General features: G+C 69.1%; 20 protein-coding genes and 3 pseudogenes. 7 read left to right on the top strand and 16 right to left on the bottom strand.

Features of this window, described 5'->3' with window-relative positions:
• The first annotated feature begins 162 nt into the window (after positions 1–162).
• Positions 163–816 (top strand): peptidoglycan recognition protein family protein, encoded by a 654-nt coding sequence (locus OG574_RS40955; protein ID WP_326777308.1) that lies wholly within the window; start codon positions 163–165, stop codon positions 814–816.
• Positions 817–880: 64 nt separating this feature from the next.
• Here OG574_RS40955 and OG574_RS40950 read toward each other — a convergent pair.
• The 3 genes and pseudogenes from OG574_RS40950 to OG574_RS40940 form a co-directional block, all read right to left on the bottom strand.
• Positions 881–1067: pseudogene (locus OG574_RS40950) on the bottom strand (IS5/IS1182 family transposase); the annotation flags it as partial.
• Positions 1068–1483: 416 nt separating this feature from the next.
• Complete coding sequence (locus OG574_RS40945; RefSeq protein WP_326709878.1) at positions 1484–1687, bottom strand: cold-shock protein; 204 nt, start codon at positions 1685–1687, stop codon at positions 1484–1486.
• A gap of 248 nt (positions 1688–1935) precedes the next feature.
• On the bottom strand, positions 1936–2271 hold the full coding sequence (locus OG574_RS40940; protein WP_326773095.1) for a MerR family transcriptional regulator: 336 nt from the start codon (positions 2269–2271) through the stop codon (positions 1936–1938).
• Positions 2272–3664: 1393 nt separating this feature from the next.
• Here OG574_RS40940 and OG574_RS40935 point away from each other — a divergent pair.
• Positions 3665–4090 carry a hypothetical protein gene (locus OG574_RS40935; RefSeq protein WP_326777307.1) on the top strand — a complete coding sequence of 142 codons (426 nt, stop codon included), beginning with the start codon at positions 3665–3667 and terminating at the stop codon, positions 4088–4090.
• Between the two features lie 34 nt (positions 4091–4124).
• Here the strand turns inward: OG574_RS40935 and OG574_RS40930 are convergent, their stop codons facing one another.
• The 3 genes from OG574_RS40930 to OG574_RS40920 form a co-directional block, all read right to left on the bottom strand.
• Complete coding sequence (locus OG574_RS40930; RefSeq protein ID WP_326777306.1) at positions 4125–4820, bottom strand: hypothetical protein; 696 nt, start codon at positions 4818–4820, stop codon at positions 4125–4127.
• Positions 4821–4836: 16 nt separating this feature from the next.
• On the bottom strand, positions 4837–5166 hold the full coding sequence (locus OG574_RS40925; RefSeq protein WP_326777305.1) for an SsgA family sporulation/cell division regulator: 330 nt from the start codon (positions 5164–5166) through the stop codon (positions 4837–4839).
• A gap of 262 nt (positions 5167–5428) precedes the next feature.
• A complete protein-coding gene (locus OG574_RS40920) occupies positions 5429–5989 on the bottom strand; it encodes a GTP cyclohydrolase II (protein ID WP_326777304.1) in 561 nt (186 codons plus the stop codon).
• Positions 5990–6040: 51 nt separating this feature from the next.
• On the opposite strand from OG574_RS40920, the gene OG574_RS40915 reads away from it, so the two are divergent.
• A complete protein-coding gene (locus OG574_RS40915) occupies positions 6041–6259 on the top strand; it encodes a hypothetical protein (RefSeq protein WP_326777303.1) in 219 nt (72 codons plus the stop codon).
• A gap of 143 nt (positions 6260–6402) precedes the next feature.
• Here OG574_RS40915 and OG574_RS40910 read toward each other — a convergent pair whose 3' ends face one another.
• The 3 genes and pseudogenes from OG574_RS40910 to OG574_RS40900 all read right to left on the bottom strand — a co-directional run bounded on the left by OG574_RS40910 (position 6403) and on the right by OG574_RS40900 (position 9085).
• Positions 6403–7914, bottom strand: coding sequence for an MFS transporter (locus OG574_RS40910; RefSeq protein WP_326777302.1), 1512 nt, complete (start codon positions 7912–7914; stop codon positions 6403–6405).
• A gap of 139 nt (positions 7915–8053) precedes the next feature.
• Positions 8054–8340: pseudogene (locus OG574_RS40905) on the bottom strand (NAD(P)/FAD-dependent oxidoreductase); the annotation flags it as partial.
• A 421-nt stretch (positions 8341–8761) separates the two neighbouring features.
• Entirely contained in the window at positions 8762–9085 is a 324-nt protein-coding gene (locus tag OG574_RS40900) for a hypothetical protein (protein WP_326777301.1), read from the bottom strand.
• Positions 9086–9124: 39 nt separating this feature from the next.
• Between OG574_RS40900 and OG574_RS40895 the strand changes: the two are divergent.
• Positions 9125–9532: pseudogene (locus OG574_RS40895) on the top strand (HoxN/HupN/NixA family nickel/cobalt transporter); the annotation flags it as partial.
• Positions 9533–9726: 194 nt separating this feature from the next.
• On the opposite strand, the gene OG574_RS40890 reads toward OG574_RS40895, so the two are convergent.
• The 5 genes from OG574_RS40890 to OG574_RS40870 form a co-directional block, all read right to left on the bottom strand.
• Entirely contained in the window at positions 9727–10350 is a 624-nt protein-coding gene (locus tag OG574_RS40890; protein ID WP_326777300.1) for a malonic semialdehyde reductase, read from the bottom strand.
• 142 nt (positions 10351–10492) lie between these two features.
• A complete protein-coding gene (locus tag OG574_RS40885) occupies positions 10493–12511 on the bottom strand; it encodes an acetoacetate--CoA ligase (protein WP_326777299.1) in 2019 nt (672 codons plus the stop codon).
• 16 nt (positions 12512–12527) lie between these two features.
• Positions 12528–14150 carry a bifunctional 3-(3-hydroxy-phenyl)propionate/3-hydroxycinnamic acid hydroxylase MhpA gene (mhpA, locus tag OG574_RS40880; RefSeq protein ID WP_326777298.1) on the bottom strand — a complete coding sequence of 541 codons (1623 nt, stop codon included), beginning with the start codon at positions 14148–14150 and terminating at the stop codon, positions 12528–12530.
• Positions 14147–15085: a fumarylacetoacetate hydrolase family protein gene (locus OG574_RS40875; protein ID WP_326777297.1), complete on the bottom strand. Its 939-nt coding sequence runs from the start codon at positions 15083–15085 to the stop codon at positions 14147–14149. Before OG574_RS40875 ends, mhpA begins: the two co-directional genes overlap by 4 nt.
• Entirely contained in the window at positions 15082–16227 is a 1146-nt protein-coding gene (locus tag OG574_RS40870) for a VOC family protein (RefSeq protein ID WP_326777296.1), read from the bottom strand. Before OG574_RS40870 ends, OG574_RS40875 begins: the two co-directional genes overlap by 4 nt.
• Positions 16228–16364: 137 nt before the next feature.
• Here OG574_RS40870 and OG574_RS40865 point away from each other — a divergent pair, with 137 nt between their 5' ends.
• Positions 16365–17000, top strand: coding sequence for a TetR/AcrR family transcriptional regulator (locus OG574_RS40865; RefSeq protein WP_326777295.1), 636 nt, complete (start codon positions 16365–16367; stop codon positions 16998–17000).
• A gap of 185 nt (positions 17001–17185) precedes the next feature.
• Entirely contained in the window at positions 17186–19384 is a 2199-nt protein-coding gene (locus tag OG574_RS40860; RefSeq protein WP_326777294.1) for an ATP-binding SpoIIE family protein phosphatase, read from the top strand.
• 362 nt (positions 19385–19746) lie between these two features.
• Here the strand turns inward: OG574_RS40860 and OG574_RS40855 are convergent, their stop codons facing one another.
• Both OG574_RS40855 and OG574_RS40850 read right to left on the bottom strand, forming a co-directional pair.
• On the bottom strand, positions 19747–20793 hold the full coding sequence (locus OG574_RS40855) for a zinc-binding dehydrogenase (RefSeq protein WP_326777293.1): 1047 nt from the start codon (positions 20791–20793) through the stop codon (positions 19747–19749).
• A gap of 130 nt (positions 20794–20923) precedes the next feature.
• Positions 20924–24145, bottom strand: a complete 3222-nt coding sequence (locus tag OG574_RS40850; RefSeq protein WP_326777292.1) for a bifunctional cytochrome P450/NADPH--P450 reductase — start codon at positions 24143–24145, stop codon at positions 20924–20926.
• A gap of 246 nt (positions 24146–24391) precedes the next feature.
• Between OG574_RS40850 and OG574_RS40845 the strand changes: the two genes are divergently transcribed.
• The gene (locus tag OG574_RS40845) at positions 24392–24988 is read left to right on the top strand and encodes a TetR/AcrR family transcriptional regulator (RefSeq protein ID WP_326777291.1); all 597 of its coding nucleotides are present in this window, start codon (positions 24392–24394) and stop codon (positions 24986–24988) included.
• Positions 24989–25220: the final 232 nt, after the last annotated feature.

Genomic DNA, 25220 nt, shown 5'->3' with positions numbered 1-25220 from the left:
ATGACGAAGGCCGCCACCATCAGTGGGACAAGGTCGGAATCCCTTCCATCGGCGTGGCGGGCCGAAGCGGTTACGGAGCCGGCTGTCGCTTTCGCTCAGACCTTCCCGCCCCTCGGAACGGCGCCCGTGCTATTCCCTCATACAGCGCCTCGACCCGTCATCGTGTCGCGTTCGCAGTGGCGGGCCGACGAGACCAAGCGCGACCCCCATGCCCACTACGCGCAAGGGGTTGCGGCGATCTTCATCCACCACACCGACACCCCCAACGACTACAAGTGCGCGGACGTCCCGCGTACCTTGCGCAATCTGTACACGGGCCAGACCCGTGACCAGAAGTGGGGAGACCTCGGCTACAACTTCCTCGTCGACAAATGCGGCAACATCTACGAAGGCCGCGCCGGCGGTACCGACCGCCCCGTCATCGGCTCCCACACCATCGGGTTCAACCAGAGCACCACGGGGATCGCGGCGATCGGCACCTTCGGACCAGGGACGCCGGTGCCGGCGGCCATGGAACGCGGGATCGCGGCCCTCGCCGCCTGGAAACTCGGCTTGCGGGGCGTAGACCCCACCAGCAAAGTGCGGCTGACATCCACGAATGACAAGAGCCGTTACACCAAGGGAACTTCGGCCACATTCAACGCGATCTCCGGCCATCGCGACGGCTTTGCCACCGACTGCCCCGGGGAGGCGTTGTTCGCCCGGCTCCCCGCGATCCGCCAGCTCGCCGCCGATCTCCAGGGCAGGTCTGCACGGCCACTCTTCGGCGCCGACCGCCCGGTGAGTGGCGCACCTGGGCAACCTCGCACGAGCTAAGGCCTTTCCCGTAAACGATCTTCGACATGGTCGGGGTGCCGTTGGCCGTCGGGGAACGGGCTGTCTATCCAGCGAGGTTGAGGCTGTGCACACGGGCGATGCCGTGCATGGCGTGGTGGATGCCGCTTCCTCGAGGCGACAATCACGCAGAATCTTCCAGCGCGGCACCAACCGCGTCCCTGGCCGCCGGATTCCGCCCATGCTTTGCAGTCATTGCGGTTGCCGGGAAGAGGCCGGCCGACCACGACGACGAAGGCGAGCGGAGGAAGACCTGCAAGCCAGTATGGACACGCTGATAGCGAGACTGGCTGCACGCTGGGGGCACCCGCCACGATCGACTTGTGGCAGTACCTGAAGGGTGTGTCCGCGGCTTTCCGCCGTGGCGCGCGTGCGAGGGACCGTACGGGTCCTGATACTGGCGGTGGCCGCCAGTCGCTGCGTCCTGGGCAACGGCCCGTGCTGGTGGCTGACACTCCCAGACGCCTCCGCGTGGGGCCGCTGGCTGCCTTGCGGAACGGCTTCCCCGGCGCACATTCCGCAAGGCAGCCCCCACCCGAGCCTCGCAAGAACGCGAGGACGCACACGACATCCCTGGCAAGGGCTGACAGCGAATGCTGGCAGGAGCGCCGGGCACCGACTCGGCGATGATGGGCTCGGGTGGGGATTCTCAGGCCAGGTTGATGTTCTCCGCCTGGGGGCCCTTCTGACCCTGGGTGACATCGAACGTCACGGTCTGGCCCTCCTGGAGTTCACGGAAGCCCGTGGAGTTGATCGCCGAGTAGTGGGCGAAGACGTCCGGGCCGCCACCAGCCTGGGCGATGAATCCGAAACCTTTCTCCGCGTTGAACCACTTCACAGTTCCCGTAGTCATGTCTCATGCCTTCCAGTCACGAACGCCTCCCGCACCATGCGGAAGGCGGAGGTGGTCGTCCTGGTTCCTGCGGCACCACACAGCAGAACGCCCACGCCGAAGCGCGGGCAATAGGGAACTTCCGAACCACGACATCTGACCTAAACGCTACACGCCCTCACACCCTGTCACCATCGGAAACACGCCCCTGTGCCCCACGCCCGGCAGGTGTGCGCAGGACCTGCCGGTGCCCGATGACCGTTGCCGCCTCAGCTCGCAGGCGGTGAACCCGACTCGGTGTTGCGGCGGTATTCGGCGTTGATGCGCTGGGCCTCTTCGAGCTGGTCCTCGAGGACGATGATGCGGCAGGCGGCCTCGATGGGGGTGCCCTGATCGACGAGTTCCCGGGCGCGCGCGGCGATGCGCAGCTGGTAGCGGGAGTAGCGGCGGTGGCCGCCCTCGGAGCGCAGCGGGGTGATGAGACGGGCTTCACCGATGGCACGGAGGAAGCCCTGGGTGGTGCCGAGCATCTCGGCGGCCCGGCCCATCGTGTAGGCGGGGTAGTCCTCGTCCTCGAGACGGTCGAACGAGTCGTCTGCTGTCATTTGCACCTCTCTGTGGAACACGCTTGAGGGGCCCTGGTGCCATATGGCACCAGGGCCCCGAAGGAACATTCACACCATCTGCCGGCCCTGGAACTGCGCCGGCCTTCTGTGTCCGCTGACCCGACCTGGGAGTTGTCGGGGGCGCGGGGATCGCGGTTGCTTGACCGGAGACCACCTCACTATCGATGTCCTGCGGTACCCGGGCTCAACACTCCGCCCGGGCGATCCTGATGGCGCTCGTTCCTCCGTTCTTCCCTCGGTGATCAACCACTTACTAAACAGGGGGACTTGATACTGCTGGTACTGCGCTACTGCGTACTGCTGGTGTTGCGAACTGCTCAGTGACCTGGCCAAGCGTCACTCTTCGGCAGCCAGCCCCGTTGCCCGTCCTGCATCTGCTCTGGCTTAGAACCCCACTGCCGAACCTCCCGGTGCGCGCGCCCGCAGCCGACGCCTTCACCGAGGTACTGCTCACCAATTTCACTGCTGGGTACTGCGAACTGCACTGACGGGTACCGCCGCTTGACCGCGGTCCCGCCGACGGCGGCCCCTGATCACTGCGGGCCACCCGGTCCGGTCGTCAGCCCCGTCGCCGTCCTGCAACCGCTCTGGCTTCGGAACTCCACCACCGCACCGTCCTACGCACTGCAACTTCCGTACCACTGCCTGGCAGTTCGTCTCTGCCGGGCCCTGCTGACTTCTGGCTACGAGAGAAACCATAACTACACCACCACCCAATGTCTACTCCGGCCAACATAGATTCCTGCGTGTTCGACAGTTAGATATTCGAATTCGAACAGAGGAGGGGCGAGAGCAACGCCCGCCACCTGCACTGACGACCAAGTCCATCGCACTGAGGGCTGCACTGCCGGCCCCCACAGCCGTGGGGGCCGGTTGGGAGGCGGACGCGGTCGCGGTGCGCCGACCAGTAACGGCCAGGCAGGCCCCAGCCGATCTGGGAGCAATCCGCAGACACGGTGCGACTGGGCATGGGCCGGCGGGTCAGGCTAGCCGGCGCCGCCGGGCGGAGGTACCCACCGAGCTACGACGACGTCGTCCCGCTGCTCCCCCACCGTTCAAACAGCGCTGAGCCGCCACAGCAGCCCCCGGGCATTTCCGTGGAGCGGGCAGGGTCATGCAGCTCGTACGTCCTGAACAGCCCGGGCGACCGGCCGATCAACGACGACACCCGCCGCCGTGTGACGGCCGGCCGTCCGCGAGCTCGGCTACGCCCCGCACAGCACCGCCCGGACACTGCGCGGCAGGCCGCAAGCCACATCGTCCTGGTTCCGATGCCTCAGCTCCCCCTCGCCCCCACCCGTCACCGCTTCCTCGAAGAGCTCAGCGGCGAGCTGGCGCACCACGGCCTCCGACGCTCGTCCACGGCGACCGCGTGGCCTGCGGAGCCGAAGGCGCCCGTGCCTGGGCGGAGCTGCGGCCCGCCGCCGTCTTCACCGAGGCGGACCGGTGTCCGGCGGAGGCGGCCGAACTGCTCGGCCAAGCTGGCGTCGACACCGTCCTCCCCTGCGGCCCGAAGGCCCAGCCGCGCGCCCCCACCCTCGTCATCACGAGCGATGGCGTCGCTGAACTCGCCACCCGGCACCTGCTGTCCCGAGGCCACCGACGGCTGGCCTGCCTCGTGCCAGGAGACGACATCGCGGAACTCGCGCGGGCCCGGTTCGACGCCGCCACCACCATCGCGGGCCGCGAGGGAGTGCCCGTGGTGCGCGCGGCGGCAGGCGGGCAGGGCCGCCGCACGGGAGGGCATGGGGGAACCGACGGCATGCGCTGGTCAGGGGCGACTCCCGCTCCTCGGTGATCGTTTCCCGGTGGGAAAAGAACGATCTACAAGTTCACGGGTCCGTGCCGGTGTTGCCCTCGTCGTCCGAAGAGTCTCGCCGCTTGGCTTCGCCCTTGGCGGAATCGCCTTTCTCCTGCCCCTCCAACAGCTCCAGGAGCGCAGCGTCTGCCTTTTTCTGGTCTTCCTTCGTCAGTTCGACAGGGGCGTTGTGGTAGACGGTGTACTGGTCGGGATGAATGATGTTGGTGGTCCTCAAGGTGAACGTCAGAAGCGAGCGCCACCCCTTGCGGTGGCCAACCCTCACTTGGATTTGGACCTTGTAGTCACGGGCCTCCGGAACCAACCCAGAAAACGGTGCCTCGAACTCGATGAAGAGCTTTCGCGCCTCTCTGCCGGCCACAACGAAACCGGTCGGCAACTCCGATTCCTCGTCCGGCCCGGGTTGGAGACGAGATGCTGAAGACGTCCACAGGAGTGGCAGATGAGAGGCGGGCTCATCGGGGAAGCTCAATCTGAGGTCCTGCACGATTATCGGCTTGGCACCGCTGTTGTGAAGGACGAGCGGAAGCCGCAGGCGAGTCATGGAGCCGCGGACAATCGCTGCAAAGGAATGAGGCTCCCACGACTCCAGGCGCCCCTGTCGGGCGTTGAGCCACCAGAATGAGGCGACGGTGAATAGCAATGCACTGACCGACACAATACTGGCGGCAGAAAGCGATGAGAACGCGTTCTGATCAGTAGCGGCCATCAACGGAAGCACAAATTCAGTCTGCCAGCCTCAGGGTGGGCACGCTAACAGGATTCGGTGACGAGGGGCCCCGAGCGACCCGGCCTCTCGGTGAGTGGCAGCTGGGCCGCCTTCTTCCTTCGGCGAGGAAGTGCGCCAGCACAGCGTCCAAGTCGATCCACCCGGGCTCGGCCTCCCTGGGCACCACGACCTCCGTTTCCTGGAGGAAAATCTTGATTTCCTGCGTCCAGGCTTTGAGCAAGGCCGTACCAGATGGCGGCTTGAGAAGGATGTACGAGTCGCAGCGGCCATGCTCGTCGGCGGGCCATATGCGAACGTCTCCCTCGCCAGCGGGCCCGGGTTTCACTCCTGGTGCCTCGAGTCGGGGAGGGCCACCGGCAGGGCTGCCCGGAGTCAAAGCGGCCTTGAACACGGAGGCGGGTACCACGGGGATCCGGTGGCGGACGGACGAGAACGACCCCACGGCTTACCGAGTACAGCTTCCGTGTTCGCATCGCGACCGCTGGCGCCGGCGACACGTCTTCCTCCTCGGTAACGCGGCCCGTTTGTCTGGTCACGCGCGGCATCCCGGTGACGACAGGGGGCCATGACCCGATGGCCATCGGCCGTCAGCCCCCCGTCAGTTTCGTCAGCGGCAGCGTGTGCTGGGTGTGGACGACCTTGCTACGGAGGTAGCGGACGTTGTGGGCTGTGGTGAAGACACCCGTGGGAACGTGCTGGGTCACCGTAAGCCCCAGGGTGCGCAGCTGGGCCGCCTTGTCCGGGTTGTTGGCCAGCAGGTCCAGCTCAAAGACGCCGAGGGCGGCGAGCATCTGAGCGGCGGCGGTGTAGTCGCGGCCGTCCTCGGGGAGGCCGAGGGCCACGTTGGCCTCGTAGGTGTCGAGGCCCTGGTCCTGGAGGGCGTAGGCGTCGAGCTTGTTGTAGAGGCCGATGCCGCGTCCCTCCTGGCGGAGGTAGAGCAGGACGCCTCCGCGGTCGGCGATGCGCTCGACCGCCTCGCACAGCTGGGGGCCGCAATCGCAGCGGGCCGATCGGAAGACGTCGCCGGTCAGGCACTCGGAGTGCAGGCGCACCAGCGGGGGCCGACCAGTGGCGGGTTCGCCGAGGATGACGGCCAGGCGTTCCTGCCCGTCGGCGAGGTGGTGGAAGGTGGCGAGGTCGGCGGTCACCGTAGAGCCGTCGCCGAAGCGGAGAGGGACCCGTCACGCGGGTGCGCACCCGTGGCTGCCGACAGGCGTGTCGGACTGCTGCTGTCGCTGGATGCGGTGGCGGTGGCGGTGCGTGAGTCGCGCATGTCGGTCTGCTTCTCCGGGGCGGCGGTTGGGGGTGTTGGTGGCGCGATGGGCCGGCTCCGTCGCCGGGGCGGCCCGTCGCGCTCGGTCGACTCGTCAGGGAACGAGGATGAGGCGGATCGGATCGCCGATCTTGTTCTCGAATGAGAAACGGGGCAGCCTCAGAGAATCCGCACGACCCCGTCAAAGGCGCCCGGACACTTCCCCTTGTTATTCCTCGTGCACGGCAGCTGTCGCAGCAGGTGACCGCAGCACGGCCCGCGCCCGTCTCGGACAGACCCGTTCGTTGATCACATGTGAACGACAGGCGCGGCGTTCTCGTCCTGCTGGGGCACACCACGGCGGTAGATCAGGGCGGTCACGCCCAGGCCGATGACGAAGATGGCCGCCGACCACCAGTACGCGGTGGAGTAGCCCTCGAGGCCGGCCTGGGCCAGGACGCCGGGCTCCTTGGGGTTGCGGCCGGAGAGGTAGTCGGTGACGGCTTCGGAGGCCATCGTGCTGAGCAGGGCGACGCCGATGGACCCGCCCACCTGCTGGACGGTGTTGACGGCAGCGGACGCGGCTCCGGCGTCGGCCGCGGCCACACCGGAGGTGGCCAGGCTCATCGCGGGCGCGATGACCGCGCCCAGCCCGATGCCGACGAGCACCAGCTGTGGCACTACGTGCGTCACGTATCCGCTGTTCAGGTCCAGCGTGGTCATCCAGACCAGGCCGGCGGCCGCAATGGCCATGCCCACCGGTACCACCGGCTTGGGGCCTATGCGCGGCACCAGGACGTTGGCGGCCACGGCGGCGGCGGACGACGATGCCACGATCATGGGCAGGAAGGCGAAGCCGGTCTCCAGTGCGCTGAAACCGAGGCTCTGCTGCATGTAGTAGGTCAGGAACAGAAACACGCCGAACATGCCCGCGCCGCTGACGAAGAGGGCGGCGAAGGAGGCGCCGCGGTTACGGTCCAGCAGGACCCGCAGGGGCAGCAGCGGATATGCCGCCCTGCTCTGCCGCCAGACGAAGAGGGCCACCAGTACGGCGCCGGCCGCCAGCATGCCCCAGGTCGCCACCGAACCCCAGCCGTGCGTCTCGGCGTTCGAGAAACCGTAGACCAGGCAGAACAGGCCGGCGGAGACCAGCAGGGTGCCGGGGACGTCGAGCTTGGCGGACGTGTCTCGCGGGGTGCGCTGCAGCAGAACTGTGCCACCGACGAACGCCACCACCGCGAAGACCACGTTGACGTACATGGTCCAGCGCCAGTCCAGGTACTCGGTCAGCACCCCGCCGAGGATCAGGCCGATGGCTCCACCCGCACCGGCGACCGAGCCTGCGACGGTGAAGGCCTTCGCCCGCTCGCGCGGTTCGGTGAAGGTCGTCATCAGCAGCGACAGCGCGGCCGGGGCCAGCAGGGCAGCGAACAGGCCCTGGATCCCGCGCGCGGTGACGAGCATGCCGAAACTGTTCGCCGCGCCTCCCAGTACGGAAGCGGCCGCGAAGCCGGTCAGACCCACCAGGAAGGTGACCTTCCGCCCGACCAGGTCTGCGACCCGGCCGCCGAGCAGTAGCAGGCTGCCGAAGGTCAGCGCGTAGGCGGTGACCACCCACTGCCGGTCGGCGTCCGAGAAGCCCAGGTCGCGCTGGGCGGACGGCAGAGCGATGTTCACGATGGTGCCGTCGAGGACTCCCATCAGTTGGGCGAGGGAAATGACCACCAGAATCCACCAGCGACGCTGGTGTGACGGGTCGTCAGGCCCATTCTTCGGTGTGGTCTCAGCGCCGCGAGCGGCGGCGATTGCGTTGTGTGACATAGGGGCAGCCCTCCAGGCAGCGGACGGGGGGGTATGACGGCAGGAGAAAGGGACAAGAAATGGGGTGGAGAGATCAAGTACGGCTGCGGGACGGCGTGACCGCCTCGGTGAAGAAGATCGCGACGCCGGAGGCCGTGCGGGCCACCGCGCCCAGGTTCTTGTGCCGGTACTCCTTCGGCGGACGGCCGCGCGGAACCGTGATCACGTTGTCGGCGAACACTGGGGTCGCGTACGGCGTGCTGCGCGTCGGGAGGGCATCACGCGCCCTCTTCGGCGACCAGGTCGGGAACCTGGGCGTTGTCGCCCGCGACCCACACGTGGTCGAGGCCCCCGACCTGGAGGGTGCAGGGTGTCGATGTGGCCACGCGGGCCGAGCGGCAGGACGAAGTGGGCCAAGGCGGGGTTGGAGCGGACGCCGGCTGTCCAGCCGGCTCCGACGCAGCCCCGAGCCCCGCCCACGGGTGCCTTCCGGGCGGGCGAAGTCGGCGCGGATGTTTCATACGCTGTACGGTACCACCTTGTTCCGTACAGTGTATGGAATGTCTACAGGTACAGGCACGAGGGTGCCGTTGAGCCCCTCCTGCCCGCCGCCCGGGCGCGGTCAGGAGGGGCTGATCCTCAGATCAGCGGACGCCTGCCTACCGCCGGCGGGTATCACGGCGACGTGCACGGTCTGAGCCCACCCGCGCCGACGGCCCATGTCTCACCGGTTGTCGCGGCCTCGATCGTCGTTGGACCGGCTGGAGTCGTGGTCATACCGCTTCGAGTCGTGGTCGCACCGCTTCGAGTCGCGGTCATACCGAGGTCCCGGAGGGGGCGTGGGGTGGCGCCCCCTCCGGGGTGTGGGTCAGCTGGCGGCCTGGGCGAGCAGCGGCTTGTGGGCCGGGTGCTGGAGGGCCTCCTCGGCGGCGGGGTCGTCCAGGACCTCCTGGAAGGCGGCGTTGATCCGGTCGGCCTTGATGATCTCCGACATCGTCAGGGAGCTGACCGGGTTCCAGTAGGCGGCGGCCTTCTGCTGCCCGTCCTGCAGGATCTGCCTCATGCCGGCCATGCTCCCGAGGATGTGCTCCTCGAATCCCTCGCGCGTCTTGTCGCCCGTGAGCGACTCAAAGCCGCCGGACTTCTCGATCCACGGGGCGATCTTGGTGTCCCACTCGGTGGTGTGCTGCATCCAGTCCACGAAGTGCTCGAAGCCGACAGTCAGGAACGAGCCGCCTCCGGCCTGCCCTGGTACGCCATCCTCTGCCTGCCGGTCCTTTTCGCGGCCGGCATGAGCCTGCTGGACTCCATCGGGGGATCCTTCATGAACTTCGCCTACGGCTGGGCCTTTTCCAAGCCGGTACGGAAGGTCTACTACAACCTCACCATCACCGGCCTGTCCATCGCCGTCGCGCTGATCATCGGCACCGCCGAACTGCTGGGCCTGCTCGCCGACAAGGCCGGCCTGCACGGCGCGTTCTGGGACTGGATCAGCGGCCTGGACCTCAACACCATCGGCTTCGTCATCGTCGGCCTGTTCTTCACCACGTGGGCTGCTGCCCTGGCCGTGCGGAAGCTCGGCCGTATCGAGGAGAAGTGGACCGCCGGGCTGCGGCCCGCCGAGCAACAGGCCGACTGACAGCGGGTGATGCGCGAGCTCGGCAGGACGGCGCATTTATTGTCACGGTGCCGGTCGGCGCCCTGGTCTCGTGCCGTGACACCTCTGCGGAAAGTCCATCACAACCACCGCGGTAAAGAATGGGCGCCGGTACTCGGAAGAGCACCGGCGCCCACGGCATGGCGCCTCTCATCTACCTGGCGGCGTCAGTGCCCTCAGGCATAGGCGACGGCGTCCTCGGCGGGCACGCGGGGCAGCCGCGGGAACCACGGGTCGGCACCGGGGTGACCGATGTTGACCACCAGATGCGAGCGCCAGCTGGTACCGGCGAAGAACTCCTCGTCCACGCCGGCCCGGTCGAAGCCCGCCATGGGACCAGCCGCCAGCCCCGCCGCGCGCACGGCGAGCAGGAAGACCCCGGTCTGCAATGCCGAGTTGTAGGCCGCGAGGCTCTCGCGCTTCTCCGTCTGGTCGGCGAACGCCGCTCGCAGCATGTCGCCGCGAGCCGGGAAGACGGTCGGCATCTGCTCGTGGAAGTCGACGTCGTACGCCAGGACCGCCACGGCCGGCGCACTGAGCGTCTTGGCCCTGTTGCCCTCGTCGAGATGCCGGACCAGTCGCTCCTTGCCCTCGTCGGTGCGCACGAAGAGCACACGCAGAGGCTGACCGTTCGCGGCGCTCGGCGACCAGCGGGCGAGTTCCCAGATCAGGGCGAGTTCGTCGTCGGAAACGGCCACCTCGGCGAAGGTGTTCGCGGTGCGGGCCTCGGTGAACAGCACCTTTCGTCCGGCGTCGTCGAGGACATCGAGGGCCTGCGGTTCGCGGTCGGTCAAGCTCATCATTTCTCTCTTACTTCGGTTGTGTGTGGTGCCGGGGCGGGGTGACCGCCCCGGCACCACCCCGTGGGGACGGGGTTTGCGGAGCCGGGCGGGGCACAAGGACCTGGTCCTGTCACGTGGGCCTGTGGTCCCCTGACCGACGTCATGTGTGGTGTGTTGACCGCTTGTTCCGCTCCGCGCCCAACCGGGCGAAGTAGGCGATCAGTTCGGGGTGGTCGACCGCCGCGGGGTTCAGGACCTGCTCGGCGGGGGCGCCCTGGAGCAGTCGCTTGACGGGGACCTCGAGCTTCTTGCCGGTCTTCGTGTGCGGGAGAGCCGGTACGGCGAGGATCTCGTCGGGCACGTGGCGGGGTGAGGCGCCGGCGCGGATCGCGTCGCGGATCTTCTCGCGCAGGGCATCGTCCAGGTCGACCCCGTCGGCGAGGACCACGAAGAGCGGCATCCAGTAGCCGCCGTCGGGTTCCTCCGCGCCGATGACGAGGGCCTCGGTGATCTCGGGGAGGCGTTCGACGACGTCGTGGATGTCGGCACTGCCCATGCGTACGCCGTTGCGGTTGAGGGTGGCGTCGGAGCGGCCGTGGACGATCACCGAGCCGTGCGAGGTGAGGGTGATCCAGTCGCCGTGCCGCCATATACCGGGGTAGGCGCCGAAGTAGGCGGCGCGGTAGCGGCTGCCGTCGGGGTCGTTCCAGAAGTACAGCGGCATGGACGGCATGGGCCGGGTGACGACCAGTTCGCCGACCTGATCGAGGACAGGGGTGCCCGTCGCGTCGTAGGCGGCCAGCGCCACGCCCAGGCCGGGGGCGGACAGCTCCCCCGCCCAGACGGGGGTCGTGGAGGCGCTGCCGGCGAAGCCGGAGACGATGTCCGTGCCGCCGCTGGTGGAGGCCAGCTGGACGCCTGCGCCCACGTGGTCGCGGACCCAGGGGTAGGCGGAGGCGGGCAGAGCGGAGCCGGTGCAGCCGACGGCGCGGATGGCCGACAGGTCGTGCACGGAGGGTTCGATGCCCAGCTTGGACATGGCCCGCAGGTACTGAGGACTGGTGCCGAAGACGGTGACCTTGTGACGGGCCGCCAGCTCCCACAGGACGTCCGGACGCGCCTGCGGTGCCGGGCTGCCGTCGTAGGTGCAGGTGGTCGCGCCGGTCAGCAGGGTGGAGACGACCAGGTTCCACATCATCCAGTGGGTGGTGGTGTACCACAGCAGGCGGTCCCCGGTGCCCAGATCGGTGTGCAGGCCGAGCATCTTGAGGTGTTCGAGCAGGACCCCGCCGTGCCCGTGGACGATGCCCTTGGGCAGGCCGGTGGTGCCGGAGGAGAAGACGACCCACAGGGGGTGGTCGAACGGCACCGGGGCGAGGGTGAGGTACTCGGCGCGGGTGGCCGCGTCCTCCCAGGGAATCGTCAGCCCCGAGTCCCCGCCCTCGGGCCAGGCAAGGCCCACGTGGTCCACGAGCACGGTGGCCTTCACCGTCGGCAGGGCGGCGGCGAGTTCGAGCGAGGCATCGCGGCGGTCGTGGGTGGTGCCGTCGAACAGGTAGCCGTCCGCGGTGATGAGCACCGTGGGTTCGAGCTGGGCAAAACGGTCGGCGGCGGCCTTGGGCGCGTAGTCCTGGCCGCACACCGACCACACCGCGCCCAGGCTTGCGGTGGCAAGGAAGGCGACGATGGTGTGGGGGGTGTTGGGCAGATAGCCCACCACCCGGTCGCCCTGTCCGACGCCCAGGTCGCGCAGGCTGGCAGCGACGGAGGCGACCCGGGCGCGCAGCTCCCGGCCCGTGATCTCATAGCCGGCTCCGGTCTCGTCCAGGGCGGTGATCGCGGGAGCGTCCGGCTGCAGGTTGCGCAGCGCGTGATGGACGTAATTGAGGGTGGCACCGGGGAACCAGCGGGCGCCGGGCATGGTCTCCTCGGCCAGCACCCGCTCGTACTCAGTCGTCGCGTCGATGTCGAAGTACTCCCACACCGCGGCCCAGAACCCTTCGAGGTCGGTGACGGACCACTGGTACAGGGCACGGTAGTCCGTGGGGTCCTGGATCCCTTCGGCGCCCCGGTGCCGGGCCGCCCATCGGGCGAAGTCCGCAATGCGGCTGTGGGCGGCCGACTCCGGGTCGGGAGTGAAGAAGGGGTCCGCATACGGCGCGGGGTGCGGGGTGGTCATGGTGTGGTGCTCCTCGTCAGGCGGGCCGGGCGTCGGCTGTGCGGCGGGCCGTGTGCAGCAGGGGGGCCCAGGCGACGGTGTCCGTGAAGTCGCCGGTGCCGGCCGGGACGGTGTCCGTCACGACGCGGTCGGGGCGCAGCAGGACGGCGTCGGCACGGCCGCGTGCCAGCCAGCCGGCCAGGGTGCCGTCGTCGCCCAGGTCGTCGACGTGGACCGTCGGGGCGCCCAGTGCCGTGGCCACGGCCGTCATCTGCGCCGTGGGCGGCACAGCGGTCAGGACGGCGAAGGAGTCCCCGAGGACGTCATCGAGGCGCACTCGCCTGCCGTCATGCCGTACCCAGGGCTGCGGGCAGAAGGTGCCGGCCAGCACGCGGCCGGTCAGCCTGGGGCGGCGCCGTACGAGTGGACCGGCGCTCAGGGCGGGGCTGAGGTCACGGCTCACCGCCGCGGTCACGCCGGGGACGCGACAGACCGCGCCCACCACGGCCCGGCGGAACGCCGCACCGCGGTCCTGTCCGCCGGTCATGGCCCAGCCGACGGCGACCGCGACGCGGATCGCATGGCGGGCGTGCGGCTTGCGCTCGCGTTCGTAGGTGTCCAGCAGCCCCTCGGGTGCGCCCTGTTGAAGGACGCGGGCGAGTTTCCAGGTGAGGTTGTTGGCGTCGCGCAGGCCGGAGCACAGACCCTGCCCGACGAAGGGCGGGGTGAGGTGGGCGGCGTCGCCCAGCAGGAAGACGCGCCCCCTGCGCCACCGGTCGGCGAGACGGGCCTGGAAGGTGTACTGCGCCTGTCGTATCACCTCGAAGTCGTCGCCCTGCGAGGCGTCGGACGGCAGGTCCACCCAGGGGGCGACCAGCTCGCGCAGGCGCTCCCATCCGTCCGGACCGTCCAGGTTCTCGCCATCGGCCAGCCGGAACTCCCAGCGGTAGCGGTCCTCGCTGATGCGCATGAAGGTGGCCGGCCGGGTGGGGCAGCAGATCTGCTCGGCGCCTTCCCAGGTACGCACCGGGCGGCTGGTGCGCACGTCGATGACCCGCCAGCTCTCCTCGAAGTGCAGGTCCTCCCACACGGCGCCGATGGCGTCACGGGTGAGACTGCCCGCACCGTCGCAGCCGAGGACGGCATCGGCCCACAGGTGCTCTTCCTCGTCGCTGCCGTCGCGCCGGAAGGTGACCCGGACCGGACCCGTCGGATCTCCGGGTGCGTCGGTGTTCTGCGTGTCGGACTGGGTGACGGACACGACCTCCACCCCGCTCCACAGCTCGCACTCCGGGCGGCGCGCCAAGGCGTCACGCAGCAGGCGTTCCAGCTCGGGCTGGTTGAACATGCTCAGCTGCGGGAAGCCGTGGAGTCCGTGCATGGACCGCGGGAATTCGGTGATCACGTGGCGCCGGGCGTCCAGCAGCCGTAGTCCGGGCGCCGGGCGGGCGAGGGCGGCGAATTCCTCGTGGACACCGAGGCTCTGCAGGATCCGGCGGATCTCGTCGTCCACGACGACGGCACGTGGCAGGGGGTAGATGTCCTGGTGGCGTTCGAGGATCAAGCTGGGCACTCCGTGCCGGGCGAGCAGGAGGGCGGCCGTGACCCCGACGGGTCCCCCACCGATGATCACCACCGGCCTCTGGGATGCGGCCTTCATGATGCGTCCGTCACGGGGGTCCGCTGCTCGCCGAGGTCGATCCGCCCGTCCGGGGTGGCGATCGTGGCGGTGATGAGGTCACCGTTGCGCAGGTACTTGGGGTTCTTGGCCTGGCCCTTGAAGAAGGCCTTCCACTTCAGTGCGGGCGGCAGCAGCGCACCGATCTTCTCGGCCGCCTTGGGCGGGGCCTTCAGGGCCGTGCCGCCGGGAGTGCCGGTCAGCAGCAGGTCGCCGGGGGCGAGGGTCTGGAAGCGGGCGAGCAGGGTGAGCGCCTCTGCGGGCCGTACGATCATGTCGGCCAGCGTGCGGTCCTGGCGCGACACGCCGTTGACCGACAGCCGCAGCCGCAGGTTCAGCAGATGGGCGAAGTCCTCGGGCTCCAGCAGGGCCAGGTACGGCCCCGTCGGCGTGAAGGTCGGATAGGACTTGCTCTCGTAGAACTGGGTCTTGGTCAGCTGGACGTCGCGGGCGCTGACGTCGTTGGTCAGGACAAGGCCGGCGACGTAGCGCGGCAGGTCCTGCTCCTCGACGACGGTGCCCACGGGCAGGGTCGTGCCCATGACGAGGCCGAGTTCCACCTCGTAGTCGAGGAACTTCACGTGCGCGGGACGGATGATCGTGTCATGGGGGCCGCTGACCGAGCCGGACGCCTTGCGGAAGAAGGTGGGCGGGATGTCGCCGGTGAAGCCCGAATCCTTGGCGTGGCTGCGGTAGTTGACCATCTGGGCGACCACCCGGCAAGGGGTGGTGACGGGGGGCAGCGCCACCAGGTCGGCGACGGGCGTGCCGCTCTCGGCGGAGGCGGCGGCCTCGCGGACCGCGTCCCGGTCGGCGAGCAGCTCGGCGGTGGTGACCGCCTTGGTCTCGACGCGGACGGCGCGCTCGTCCCGGACGACCCACCAGCCGTCGTTGGTGCGCAGAACGTTGGTGCTCATGAGCTCATCGCTTTCATCAGGCCCAGCAGGCGTGCGGGATCGAGTTCGTTGTCGCCACGCAGGGCCGTCATGACCTCGCGCAGCTTGGCGGGGGACGGGGTGGCGCCCAGGAAGTCTCGGGTGACCGGCGGGCCCCACTGGGCCAGGCCGCTCGCCGACATCGGCGCCCAGCCGGGCTCCAGGTCGCAGGAGAACAGGTCGCCGTCGGCGAAGTGCTCCAGCATGAAGTGGTCGGGGTCGCGCCAGTAGTCGAACAGCTGGCTCCCCTGGATGTGCCGGCCGATGCCCCAGCTGCGCTGGTAACCGCGTTCGGTCAGATACTCCCCGCCGGCGCCGATCGCGTCGAGGTCGGTGACCTGGTAGGCGGAGTGGACGTAGCCGGTTCCGGGCCCCAGGTGCAGGGCCAGCGTGTGGTGATCGACGGCCACGCTCCCCTGGTCGCACCGGATGAACGCCATCGTCGGCCCGCGCCCGCGCTGCCCGTCCAGGAACAGGAAGTCGGACACGATCATCCCGAGGGTGTCCAGGTACCAGTCCAGGGTGCGGGCGAACACCGGTGTCTCCAGGACCACATGGCCCAGCCGCTGGATACGGGACGGCTCACGGGGCGGACGCTGGGTGGCGTTCGTACGACGGTGATCGGTACCGAAGTTGAGGGTCAGCGGCTCCTGCTCGGGCAGCGCGTGCAGCTGCTCGGTGCAGTGCACGACCCGGACCGGCAGGCCAGAGGGATCGAGCAGGGCGACCGACTGCCCACCGCCCGGTACGCCGATGTCCCGGACGGTACTGCCGGTGGCGCGGGCCAGCCGGTCCAGGTCGGCCCGCTCGGCCGCGCGGAACGCCGGCCCGATGAACCGCGAGGCACGCCCACGCCGGATCACCATGCAGGGCGAGCCGGCGAAGGTGCCGCGCAGCCACAGTTCGCCCTCGGTGCGGGCGGCGATCGCGAACCCGAAGTCACGGGCGAAGACCTCGGCCTGGTCCAGGTCGGGCTTCTCGAACTCCAGCCAGGCCAGGTCGGCCGCCTTGATCACGGGATTCCGGGACCGTCCCGGATGCTCACCGCGCAAGGCGCCCTGCTCACTGTGGAGGTCTTGGTGGGGCGTCTGGGGAGCGGCCCTGTTAACGGGGGTGTGGGACATGGTGTCCTCCAAGCAACACTGCTGTAATGAGGAAATCATCAACTTTGGCGTTACCCATCGTCAATAGGGTGGACTCAAATAATTGATAATCCCATCAGTAATGGCAGACTCATCGCGACGGTTGTTACACTCGCCGTATGCCGACGTCAGCCCTGCCCAAGAACCGCTTCGAGCGGCGCCGCGCCGAGACCCGTCAGGCACTCGTCCGTGCGGCCCGGCAGATCCTCGCGGAGACGGGGGACACCAGCGCCAGCATCCAGGCCATCGCCGAGCGCGCGGACGTCGGTTTCGGCTCCTTCTACAACCACTTCGAGTCCAAGACGGAGCTGTTCGACTCCGCGGTGACAGACGCCCTGGACGAGTTCGGGCAGGTCATCGACGAGCGCGTACAAGGAATCGACGACCCGGCCGAGCTCGTCGCGGCGGGCTTTCGGCTCACCGCCCAGATGGCCGACTCCCACCCTGAACTCATGCGGATCCTGCGGGACCGCGGGCTGGCTCAGATCCACACCGACCGGGGCCTCGCCCCTCGAGCCCTGCGCGACCTGGAGATCGGCATCGCCTCGGGCCGCTTCACCTGCACCAACCCGACCACCGCCCTGTCCGCCCTCGGCGGGACCCTGCTGTCCCTCGTGGCGCTGCGGCTGGCCCGCCCCGACCTCGACGGCGACGAGGCCGCCTCGGACCTGGCCGAAATGGTCCTGCGCATGCTCGGCGTCCCGCCGGACGACGCCCATCAGGTGACCCGACGGCCGCTGCCCCACCTCGGTTGACCCGGAGCACCGGCTGTGCCGGGCCCCGTGGGCACCGGAAAGCCGTGGGCGCCACCCAGGTCGCCGGTGGCCGCGCGGCCCCCTCGTCCTCGACCACGACCAGCCCGTGAGACCGGGCTCCCACCCGGACACCGCATAGCTGGCTAAGGCTTCGCGGTCCACCAGGACGGCGTAACGTCGTTAGCGTGGACCCGACCGCGGACAGCCTTCTGTCCCGTGCCGCGCATGTGCTCAGTCCGCGAGCGGACGAGCTGATCCACGACGTAGAGCAATACCTGCGGCGCGAGGTCCCCGAGCTGTGGGACGAACCAGACATCGCGCAGATGACGCGGGAGAACGTCGCCGAGCACGTCATTGCCGTACTTTCCGGCATCGAGCACGACATCGAGCCATGGAGGATCGATCCGCCAGCCGCAGACGCAGAGCGCGCGCGTCGGCTGGCTCAGCGCGGGAAGCCGGTCACAGCGATGCTGCGCGCCTTCCGGCTCGCGCAGGGTCGTATCCTCGACCGGCTGCTCGAAGAGCTGCCCCGGCTCACCAGCGATGCAGAGCTGATCAACGCGGAGACACGCAAGCTGATCGCACTGACGACCGGGTACCTGGACCGCACATCGGAGACGGGCGTCCTTACCTTCCAGGCGGAGCGGGATCGCCATTTGCAGTGGCGGCTGTCGGTGGTGAACGAGGCGAGCGTACGCGTCGGAACGACCCTGGACATCGCCCGCACGGCCCAGGAGTTGGCGGACCTGGCCACCGAACACTTCGCCGACGCCGTCACCGTCGACCTCCTCGACACGTCTTCCGCAGACGAGCCTCCTGCGAAGGGCACACTCGTGGTCCGCCGAGTTGCCCAGCGGTCGGTGATGGAGGGTTGCCCCGAGACGAACTCCCTGGAAGCGATCTACGGGGAGTCACCGGTTCCGCCGCAGCAGCTCCAAAGGTATCCGGACGGATCACCCCCGGCTCGCGCCCTGATCACCGGCCGGCCCTCACGGCACCACCTCGGTCCGACCGCATCAATGCTGCTGGTACCGCTGTGCGCCCGTGGTACCACGCTGGGTGTCGCTCAGTTCTTCCGTCATCATAAGGCCGACGCGTACGGGGACGAGGACCTGCTCCTCGCCCAGGAGGTCGCGGCCAGGGCGGCACTCGCCATCGACAACGCCCGTCAATACACGCACGCCCGCGCCACCGCCCTTACCCTCCAGCGCAGTCTGCTCCCGCGCAGTACACCCGCGCTGTCCGCCGTGGAGGTCGCCTGCCGCTACCTGCCTGCTGCCGCCCAGCTCGGCGTGGGCGGCGACTGGTACGACGTCATCCCGCTGTCCGGCGCCCGGGTCGCACTCGTGGTGGGCGACGTGGTCGGCCACGGCATCCACGCAGCCGCCACCATGGGTCGGCTGCGGACCGCCGTGCGCACCCTCGCCGACATCGACCTGCCGCCCGACGAACTCCTCACCCACCTGGACGACGTCGTCATCCGCCTGGCCGCCGAAGTCTCTTCCGAAGTCTCTTCCGAAGTCTCTGCCCAAGCGGACACCGAATCCGCAGGGGACATCGGCGCCACCTGTCTGTACGCGGTCTATGATCCCGTCGCCGGCCGCTGCACCCTCGCCCGAGCGGGCCACGGGCTGCCCGTCGTGATGACCCGGGACGGCACCGCCGACATCCTCGAGCTGCCCGCCGGCCCGCCACTCGGCCTGGGGGGCCTGCCGTTCGAGGCGACGGAGATCGACCTGCCCGAGGGCAGCCTCATTGCCCTCTACACCGACGGCCTGATCGAGGCCCTCGACCACGACGTCGAGGCGGGCCTGACCCGACTGTGCCGCGCGCTCGAGCAGTCCTCCGCCTCCTTGGAGGCGACCTGTGACACCGTCCTTGAGGCGCTGCTGCCCGCAGACCGACCGCGCGACGACGTGGCACTCCTCCTGGCCCGCACCCACCCCTTCGGAGACCGTCAGGTCGCCACTTGGGACGTGGATGCCGACCCGGCCGAGGTCGCCCGGGTCAGAGCGAGCGTCTCCGAGCAGCTGACCACTTGGGGGCTGGAGGAACTCGACTTCACCGCTGGACTGATCGTCAGCGAACTGGTCACCAACGCCATCCGCTACGGCCGGCCTCCCATCCAGCTGCGTCTCATCCACGATCGCACCCTCATGTGCGAGGTCGCGGATGCCGGCAACACGACTCCGCACCTGCGCCGGGCCCGTGTCTTCGACGAGGGCGGGCGAGGTCTGTTCCTCGTCGCCCAACTCGCGGAGCACTGGGGAACGCGCCACGCCCGACGTGGCAAGACGGTTTGGGCGGAGTGTGCCCTGGGCGCACCGGACCTCTTCTCGGCCGCGGCAGCGCTGGATTTGGAGGGTATTCCTGGGGTCGTATGAGCACCATCTCGCCCGGCCCACCGAGACGATCGCGAGCTGCCTCGGGGGCTTCGACCGGCTAACGATGCAGCACCTGTCGGCGTCCACCTGAACGCGGACAAGGTCAGCTGATTCTCCACTTCGGCGTAGCGCTCACCGGCACCGGCAGACCTCGCGTTCCGTTCCTCCCGCGGCGACCAGCACCTCGGTGCGTCCCGCACAGAGGTATGACCCGGCTCGCCCTGCCCGACTTCACCTGCCCACCCGGAGTCGGTATGCGCCAGACCCGGATACCGGGAAACCGTGGGCGCCGGTGCTCCCTCAAGCACCGGCGCCCACTCACCCCTGCCCGAGGTGGTCTTGATGAACTTTCTGTTCAGTTGTCAGGGGACGAGGATGAGGCGGATCGGGTCGCCGATCTTGTTCTCCAGCCGGTTGACCGCGTCGGCGGCCTCGGCGAGCGGGATGTGGTCGGTGATCGAGGGGGCCAGGTCGAGACGGCCGACCTCGGCCAGCCGGACCAGCTCGGTGACGGACTCGGGGCTGCCGCCGTAGTGGCCGCGCACCTGCTTGCCCAGGTAGTTGAAGGTCAGGCCCTCGGTGATGGTGAGGGGCCTGGGGCTGATGCCGACCAGGATGAGGGAGCCGCCCAGGCCGAGTGCGGCGGCGGCCTGCTCGCGGACGGCGGGCACGCCGGCGCAGTCGAAGGCGAAGTCGAGGCCTCGTCCGGCGGTGGCCGCGCGGACCTGGTCGGCGAAGTCGTCGGCAGCCGGGTCGAGGGCGAAGTCCGCGCCGAAGGCCAGGGCGCGTTCGCGGGCGCTGGGCAGCGGGTCGACGGCGATGATCGGCGCGGCGCCGGCCAGGCGGGCCACGCGGACGTTGTGCGCGCCGACTCCGCCCACGCCCCAGACGCCGACGGACTGGGCGGGGCGTACACCCGCGGTGGTGACGACGGCGGCGTAGGGGGTGGAGACCGCGTCGGGGATGATCGCGGCCTGGTCGAAGGGGAGGTTGTCGGGGATGGGGATGAGGGTGTCCTCGCGGGCGACGGTGTACTGGGCCCAGCCGCCGTCGTAGTCGATGCCGGCGGTGCGCATCTGGGTGCAGGGGCGGCTGCGCACGCAGCCGGCGCACTGGCCGCAGGTCTTGCCGGCCTCCAGGGTGACGCGGGTACCGACGGTCAGGCCGCGCTTGAGGTCGGGGCCGAGGGTGTGGATCACACCGGCGACCTCGTGGCCGACGGTGACCGTGTCGGAGGTGGCGAACAGCGGGACGAGGGAGCCGTCGAGCAGGTGGACGTCCGACAGGCAGACGCCTGCGGCCTTCACCTCGATCAGGATTTCACCCGGGCCCGGAACGGGGACGGGGACCTCCTCCACGGCGAACTTCTTGCTGTCCAGGTGGAAGCGTCCGGCGAGCATGGTGTCCATGGTGATCTGCTTTCTGTGAGCGGCACGCCCGGCGGTTCGGGCCGATGGGTGCCGTGTGGTGCCTCGCGGGGAGTGGTGGCCGGGAGGAGTGCGGGTGTCAGGACCGCCGCACCCTCCCGGCGTCTGGGTGTCAGGCGAAGACGTCCTGCTGGTAGCGCTCGTCCGCTTCGAGCTGGGCGAGCCACTGCTGGGCGGCCTCGTCGTCGCTGCCGGTGTGCTTCCGGTAGACGGCGGCCAGCGCCTCACGCACGGCGGGTGCCATGCGGCGGCCGTCACCGCAGACGTAGACGTACGCGCCGTCCTGGATGGCCTGCCACACGGTGTCGGCGGCGTTGGCGATGGCGTTCTGGACGAACCGGGCCGGGTGGCCGGTCACCGCGGAGTAGGCGGTGTGCACCTGAGCGATCCCGGCCTGCTCCCAGTCCTGCATCTCCTGCCGGTAGAAGTAGTCGTGCTCCGGGTGGCGGCAACCGACGAAGACCTGGGACAGGCCCACCTCGATGCCGTTCTCCTGCTGCGAGGCGCGCTCCTCCAGGAATCCGCGCAGCGGCGCGATGCCGGTGCCCGGGCCGATGAGGACCAGCGGCGTGGCCGGGTCGGCCGGCGGAGCGAAGGTCGGGGAGGGCACCCGCACGTAGCCGTAGAAGACGTCTCCGGGCTCGAGGCCTGCGATGTAGGAGGAGCAGGTGCCGCGGTACTGGCCGTCGCCGGACAGGGCCGGGCCTTCCAGCAGGCCGACGGTCAGGCGCACGTGGCGCGGGTTGGCCAACGGGGCGGAGGAGATGGAGTAGAACCGCGGGCGGATCGGGCCCATCATGTCCAGGAAGACCGCCAGCGGCAGCTCGACCGCCGGGAAGCGCTCCAGCAGGCCCAGCACGGAGACCCGCTTGCCCAGGATCTCAGTCTGGTAGCGCTCCTCGGATTCTGCGGTGTCGGCCGTGTAGGCCTGCAGCTGCGGCCGGGTCCACGGGCACTCGGTGTGCTCGGCCAGCGTCTGTATCTGGGAGCGGGTGGCTACGTCCTGCAGCTCCAGGAACTCGGTGAGCAGCAGGCCTGCGGTCACGGGGGTGCCCACCGGGAGGTGGGTGCGGCCGCCGGCCGGCAGTTCCAGGCGCAGGACCTGGTCGCGGTCGACGCCGAGGCGGGCGAGGGCGCGGTTGACCAGGTCCTGCTCGTTCTTGGCGAAGACGGCCAGGTGGTTGCCGGTGTCGTAGGTGACGCCGTCGGGGAGCTCGATGGTGATGGACTTCGCGGCCGGGCGGGGCGGCTCGATGCTGAAGTCCCACAGCCCGGTCGCGTCGTTGACGAGTTCCTCGTTGGCGACGACGGTCAGCGAGTAGGCCTGCTCGGAGACGATCGCGGGGCGCACGTCGGCCTCGGTCAGCAGCTGCACCTGGTAGCGCGGGCCGCTGGCCTGGGAGGTGTCGGCCGCGTACTCCTCGGCCAGGGTGGTCCACAGGGTGTCCATCCAGCGGGCGGCCATGCCGTCGAAGTCACCGGCGGCATCCGCGATGCCGCGCTCGATGACGGGGGTGGCGCCGGCTGCCAGCAGGCCTGCCTCGATCCGCTTGGGGAAGCCCTGGTAGGTGGCCACCCACTGGGTGTTGCCGGCGCCCAGCAGCGCGAACCGCACGTTGGACAGCGAGTGCTCCGGGAGTCCGGCGGCGAGCAGGTCGTCGAAACGCTGCGCGTTGTCCGGGGCCTTGCCGTTGTAGCTGGAGGCCACGACCACGAGCAGGCCCTCGGTGGGCAGGTTGTCACCCAGCTCGTCCAGGCCGACCAAGGTGGTGCCGAACCCGGAGCGCTCGCTGCGGTCGGCGATGGTGCGCGCCAGGTCCTCGCACGAGCCCAGGCTGGAGCCGTAGGCGACGGTCAGGTTCACCCCCACACCGCTGACCGCGGCCTGCGCCTGCGTGTCGTCGGTCTGCAGGTCCACTGCGCCGAACACGGTCCGCTCGTGCTCCTGACGGGCCCGCACGTTCAGTTCGAAGCCGCCGGGCTTGCGCGTCAGCGCCTCCTTGACGTCCAACTTGTAGTCGTCGGTGTCGGCGAACTTGAACTTCTGCAGCACCAGCGCGAGGGCCAGACGGGCCTCGGTGAGCGCGAACTGCCGGCCGATGCAGGCACGCACGCCGTTGCCGAACGGCTTGTAGGCGTGCGGGTGGTGGTTGACCCGGTTCTCCGGCAGCCACCGGTTGATGTCGAACTCCTCCGGCCGGTCCCACGCCTTGGGGTGGGTGTGCAGCGGGCCCTCGAGGATGTTGACCCGCGCTCCCTTCTTCAGCTCGTAGCAGCCGCCGATGACGGTGTCCTCCAGTGGGGACTTGCCGATCATCGGGATGGGAGCCCACAGGCGCAGGGTCTCCTCCAGGATCCGCGGGATCACGTCCATCTGCATGATCGTGTCGTAGTCCGGGACCGTGTCGCCCGGCAGCAGCCGGTCCACCTCGGCGTAGGCCTGGGCCAGGATGTGCGGGTTACGCATCAGCGAGTACGTGGCGAACGACAGCAGACCACTGGTGGTCTCGTGACCCGCGATCAGGAACGTCAGCACCTGGTCACGGACGTTGTCGTCCTCCAGCCCCTTGCCGGACTCCGGGTCGGTGGCCTCAAGCATCAGACCCAGCAGGTCATCCTCAGCGGTGCCCTTCCCATCACGACGCTCCTTGATCACACTCTCGACCAGGTCCCGCATCAGCTGGATGTTCTCGCGGTACTTCTTGTCATCCGCCTTACGCATCTTGGTCATCATCGGCAGCTCCTGCGAGCGCCTCAGCGACTCGATCAGGGCCTCCAGCAGCGCGTTGAGGAAGGGGTGCAGATCCTCCTTGGCGAAGGAGTCGAACCGGTAACCGAACCCCGTCAGGGCGATGGTGTCCAGGGTCAGCCGGGTGTAGTCATCGGTGATGTTGACCGGCCGGCCCTCCCGGCTCTCCCACTTGCCCACCAGGTTCTCGGCGATCTCCAGCATCTGCCCGAAGTAGCCCTTCATCGCCCGCTGGCTGAACGCCGGGAGGAGGACCCGGTGCGCCATGCCCCATTCCTCCTCGTGCTGGTGGGCCGTGAACAGGGCAGCTCCCGCGTAGTCCCGGACATGGGCCAGCGGCGTCTTGTCGATCTGCTTGAAGAACCGCGTCTCGTCACAGACCTCGGCCACCAGGTCCGGGTCCCAGACGAAGACCTGCTCGATACCAGCGATGTCCATGCCGTAGATGCCCTCGGGGAACTGCTTGGACAGCTTGCCGAAGTACTCCACTGGGTTGGTGCTGGGGATCTGCGGCGTGTGGCCGAGGAAGGGGACCCCGCGCGGAGACCGGATGGGTCGCAGGTCGTTCTTGGGCTGTGTGGTCATGGCTTGCTCCTCTGTGCAGAGAGGGGACGGGCAAGGGCGGCGGCGGTACCGGGGTGCACCACGGAAACGTACGCCGTATGGAATTGGTACCATACGTCGTATGGAAAGTCGACCGCAACCCGGAGCCATGCGGGCGACCGTCATGTCGCCGTGTGGCCGAAGTCATTTCCGTACGCTGTATGAAACTGATACCGTCCGCGTATGGAAAAGGCGAAGCGTCCCCCGCGGGGAACAAGAAAGAGGGACGTGCCTCTGACCGAGGCCGGGATCTATGCCGCCGCCCTGCGGCTCATCGACGCGGACGGGGCCGAGGCGCTCACCATGCGCAAACTCGCGACCGCGCTCGATGCGAACCCGATGTCGCTGTACCACCACGTGCCGAACAAGGACGCCGTGCTGCGCGGCGTGGCGAGAATGGTCGGCACCCAGTTCCGCACCGTGACGCTGGAGGATGCCCCCTGGCAGGAGCGCATCCGCCTGCTCGCCACGGATTTCCGGACGCTGGCGCACCGCCACCCCAAGCTCATGGCCTACTCGTTCAGCCACCAGGCGGACTTCATCCAGCCCGAAGACCCGTTCTGGGTTTCGCTCGCAGCGATCCTGGACGCCGCTGGGGTGCCGCACTCCGAGCTCCCGCAAATCGCCGCTCTCGTGTGCGCCGTCATCACCGGTGTCCTCACCGCCGAGCTCAATGGCGCGCTCCACCAGTGGTCGAGCCTCAAACCCCCCACTGTCTGCGAAGACGGGCTCGCCCCTCCAGGCAGTGACGAGAACGGTGTCTTCCGTCTAGCGCTGGACACGCTCATCACGGGTCTGGAGAGCCGACTTGCCGCCGATGTATGACGGACGGCCAGGGCGCCGGCCATTTGTTGGGCAGTCCTGAAGCATTGAGGCCTGAGGCCAGCCCGTACTCGGGCGGGCTTAGGCCGCGGCGCATGAGGAGCCACCCGTCATCCGGAAAGGCCCTGTCCACGCGGCCGCAGCAGATGCGCGGTGTGCTGCGGCTGGGCCGGGCGACCAATCTGTGGCCGACCTGATGGTGCACTCCTGCGCGCCCTGCGGGCGAAGCCTGCCC

Origin of the sequence: Streptomyces sp. NBC_01445, assembly GCF_035918235.1 — a bacterium.
Taxonomy (GTDB): Bacteria; Actinomycetota; Actinomycetes; order Streptomycetales; family Streptomycetaceae; genus Streptomyces.
The sequence above is the reverse complement of the archived record's forward strand: the minus strand, read 5'-3'. Positions and strand labels throughout refer to the sequence as shown.

Bases quoted from the DNA above. Each gene is read 5' to 3' on its own strand.
- OG574_RS40945 (WP_326709878.1), bottom strand. From the start codon at position 1,687: ATGACTACGGGAACTGTGAAGTGGTTCAACGCGGAGAAAGGTTTCGGA.
- OG574_RS40940 (WP_326773095.1), bottom strand. From the start codon at position 2,271: ATGACAGCAGACGACTCGTTCGACCGTCTCGAGGACGAGGACTACCCC.
- OG574_RS40930 (WP_326777306.1), bottom strand. From the start codon at position 4,820: ATGGCCGCTACTGATCAGAACGCGTTCTCATCGCTTTCTGCCGCCAGT.
- OG574_RS40910 (WP_326777302.1), bottom strand. From the start codon at position 7,914: ATGTCACACAACGCAATCGCCGCCGCTCGCGGCGCTGAGACCACACCG.
- OG574_RS40900 (WP_326777301.1), bottom strand. From the start codon at position 9,085: ATGCAGCACACCACCGAGTGGGACACCAAGATCGCCCCGTGGATCGAG.
- OG574_RS40890 (WP_326777300.1), bottom strand. From the start codon at position 10,350: ATGAGCTTGACCGACCGCGAACCGCAGGCCCTCGATGTCCTCGACGAC.
- OG574_RS40885 (WP_326777299.1), bottom strand. From the start codon at position 12,511: ATGACCACCCCGCACCCCGCGCCGTATGCGGACCCCTTCTTCACTCCC.
- mhpA (WP_326777298.1), bottom strand. From the start codon at position 14,150: ATGAAGGCCGCATCCCAGAGGCCGGTGGTGATCATCGGTGGGGGACCC.
- OG574_RS40875 (WP_326777297.1), bottom strand. From the start codon at position 15,085: ATGAGCACCAACGTTCTGCGCACCAACGACGGCTGGTGGGTCGTCCGG.
- OG574_RS40870 (WP_326777296.1), bottom strand. From the start codon at position 16,227: ATGTCCCACACCCCCGTTAACAGGGCCGCTCCCCAGACGCCCCACCAA.
- OG574_RS40865 (WP_326777295.1), top strand. From the start codon at position 16,365: ATGCCGACGTCAGCCCTGCCCAAGAACCGCTTCGAGCGGCGCCGCGCC.
- OG574_RS40855 (WP_326777293.1), bottom strand. From the start codon at position 20,793: ATGGACACCATGCTCGCCGGACGCTTCCACCTGGACAGCAAGAAGTTC.
- OG574_RS40850 (WP_326777292.1), bottom strand. From the start codon at position 24,145: ATGACCACACAGCCCAAGAACGACCTGCGACCCATCCGGTCTCCGCGC.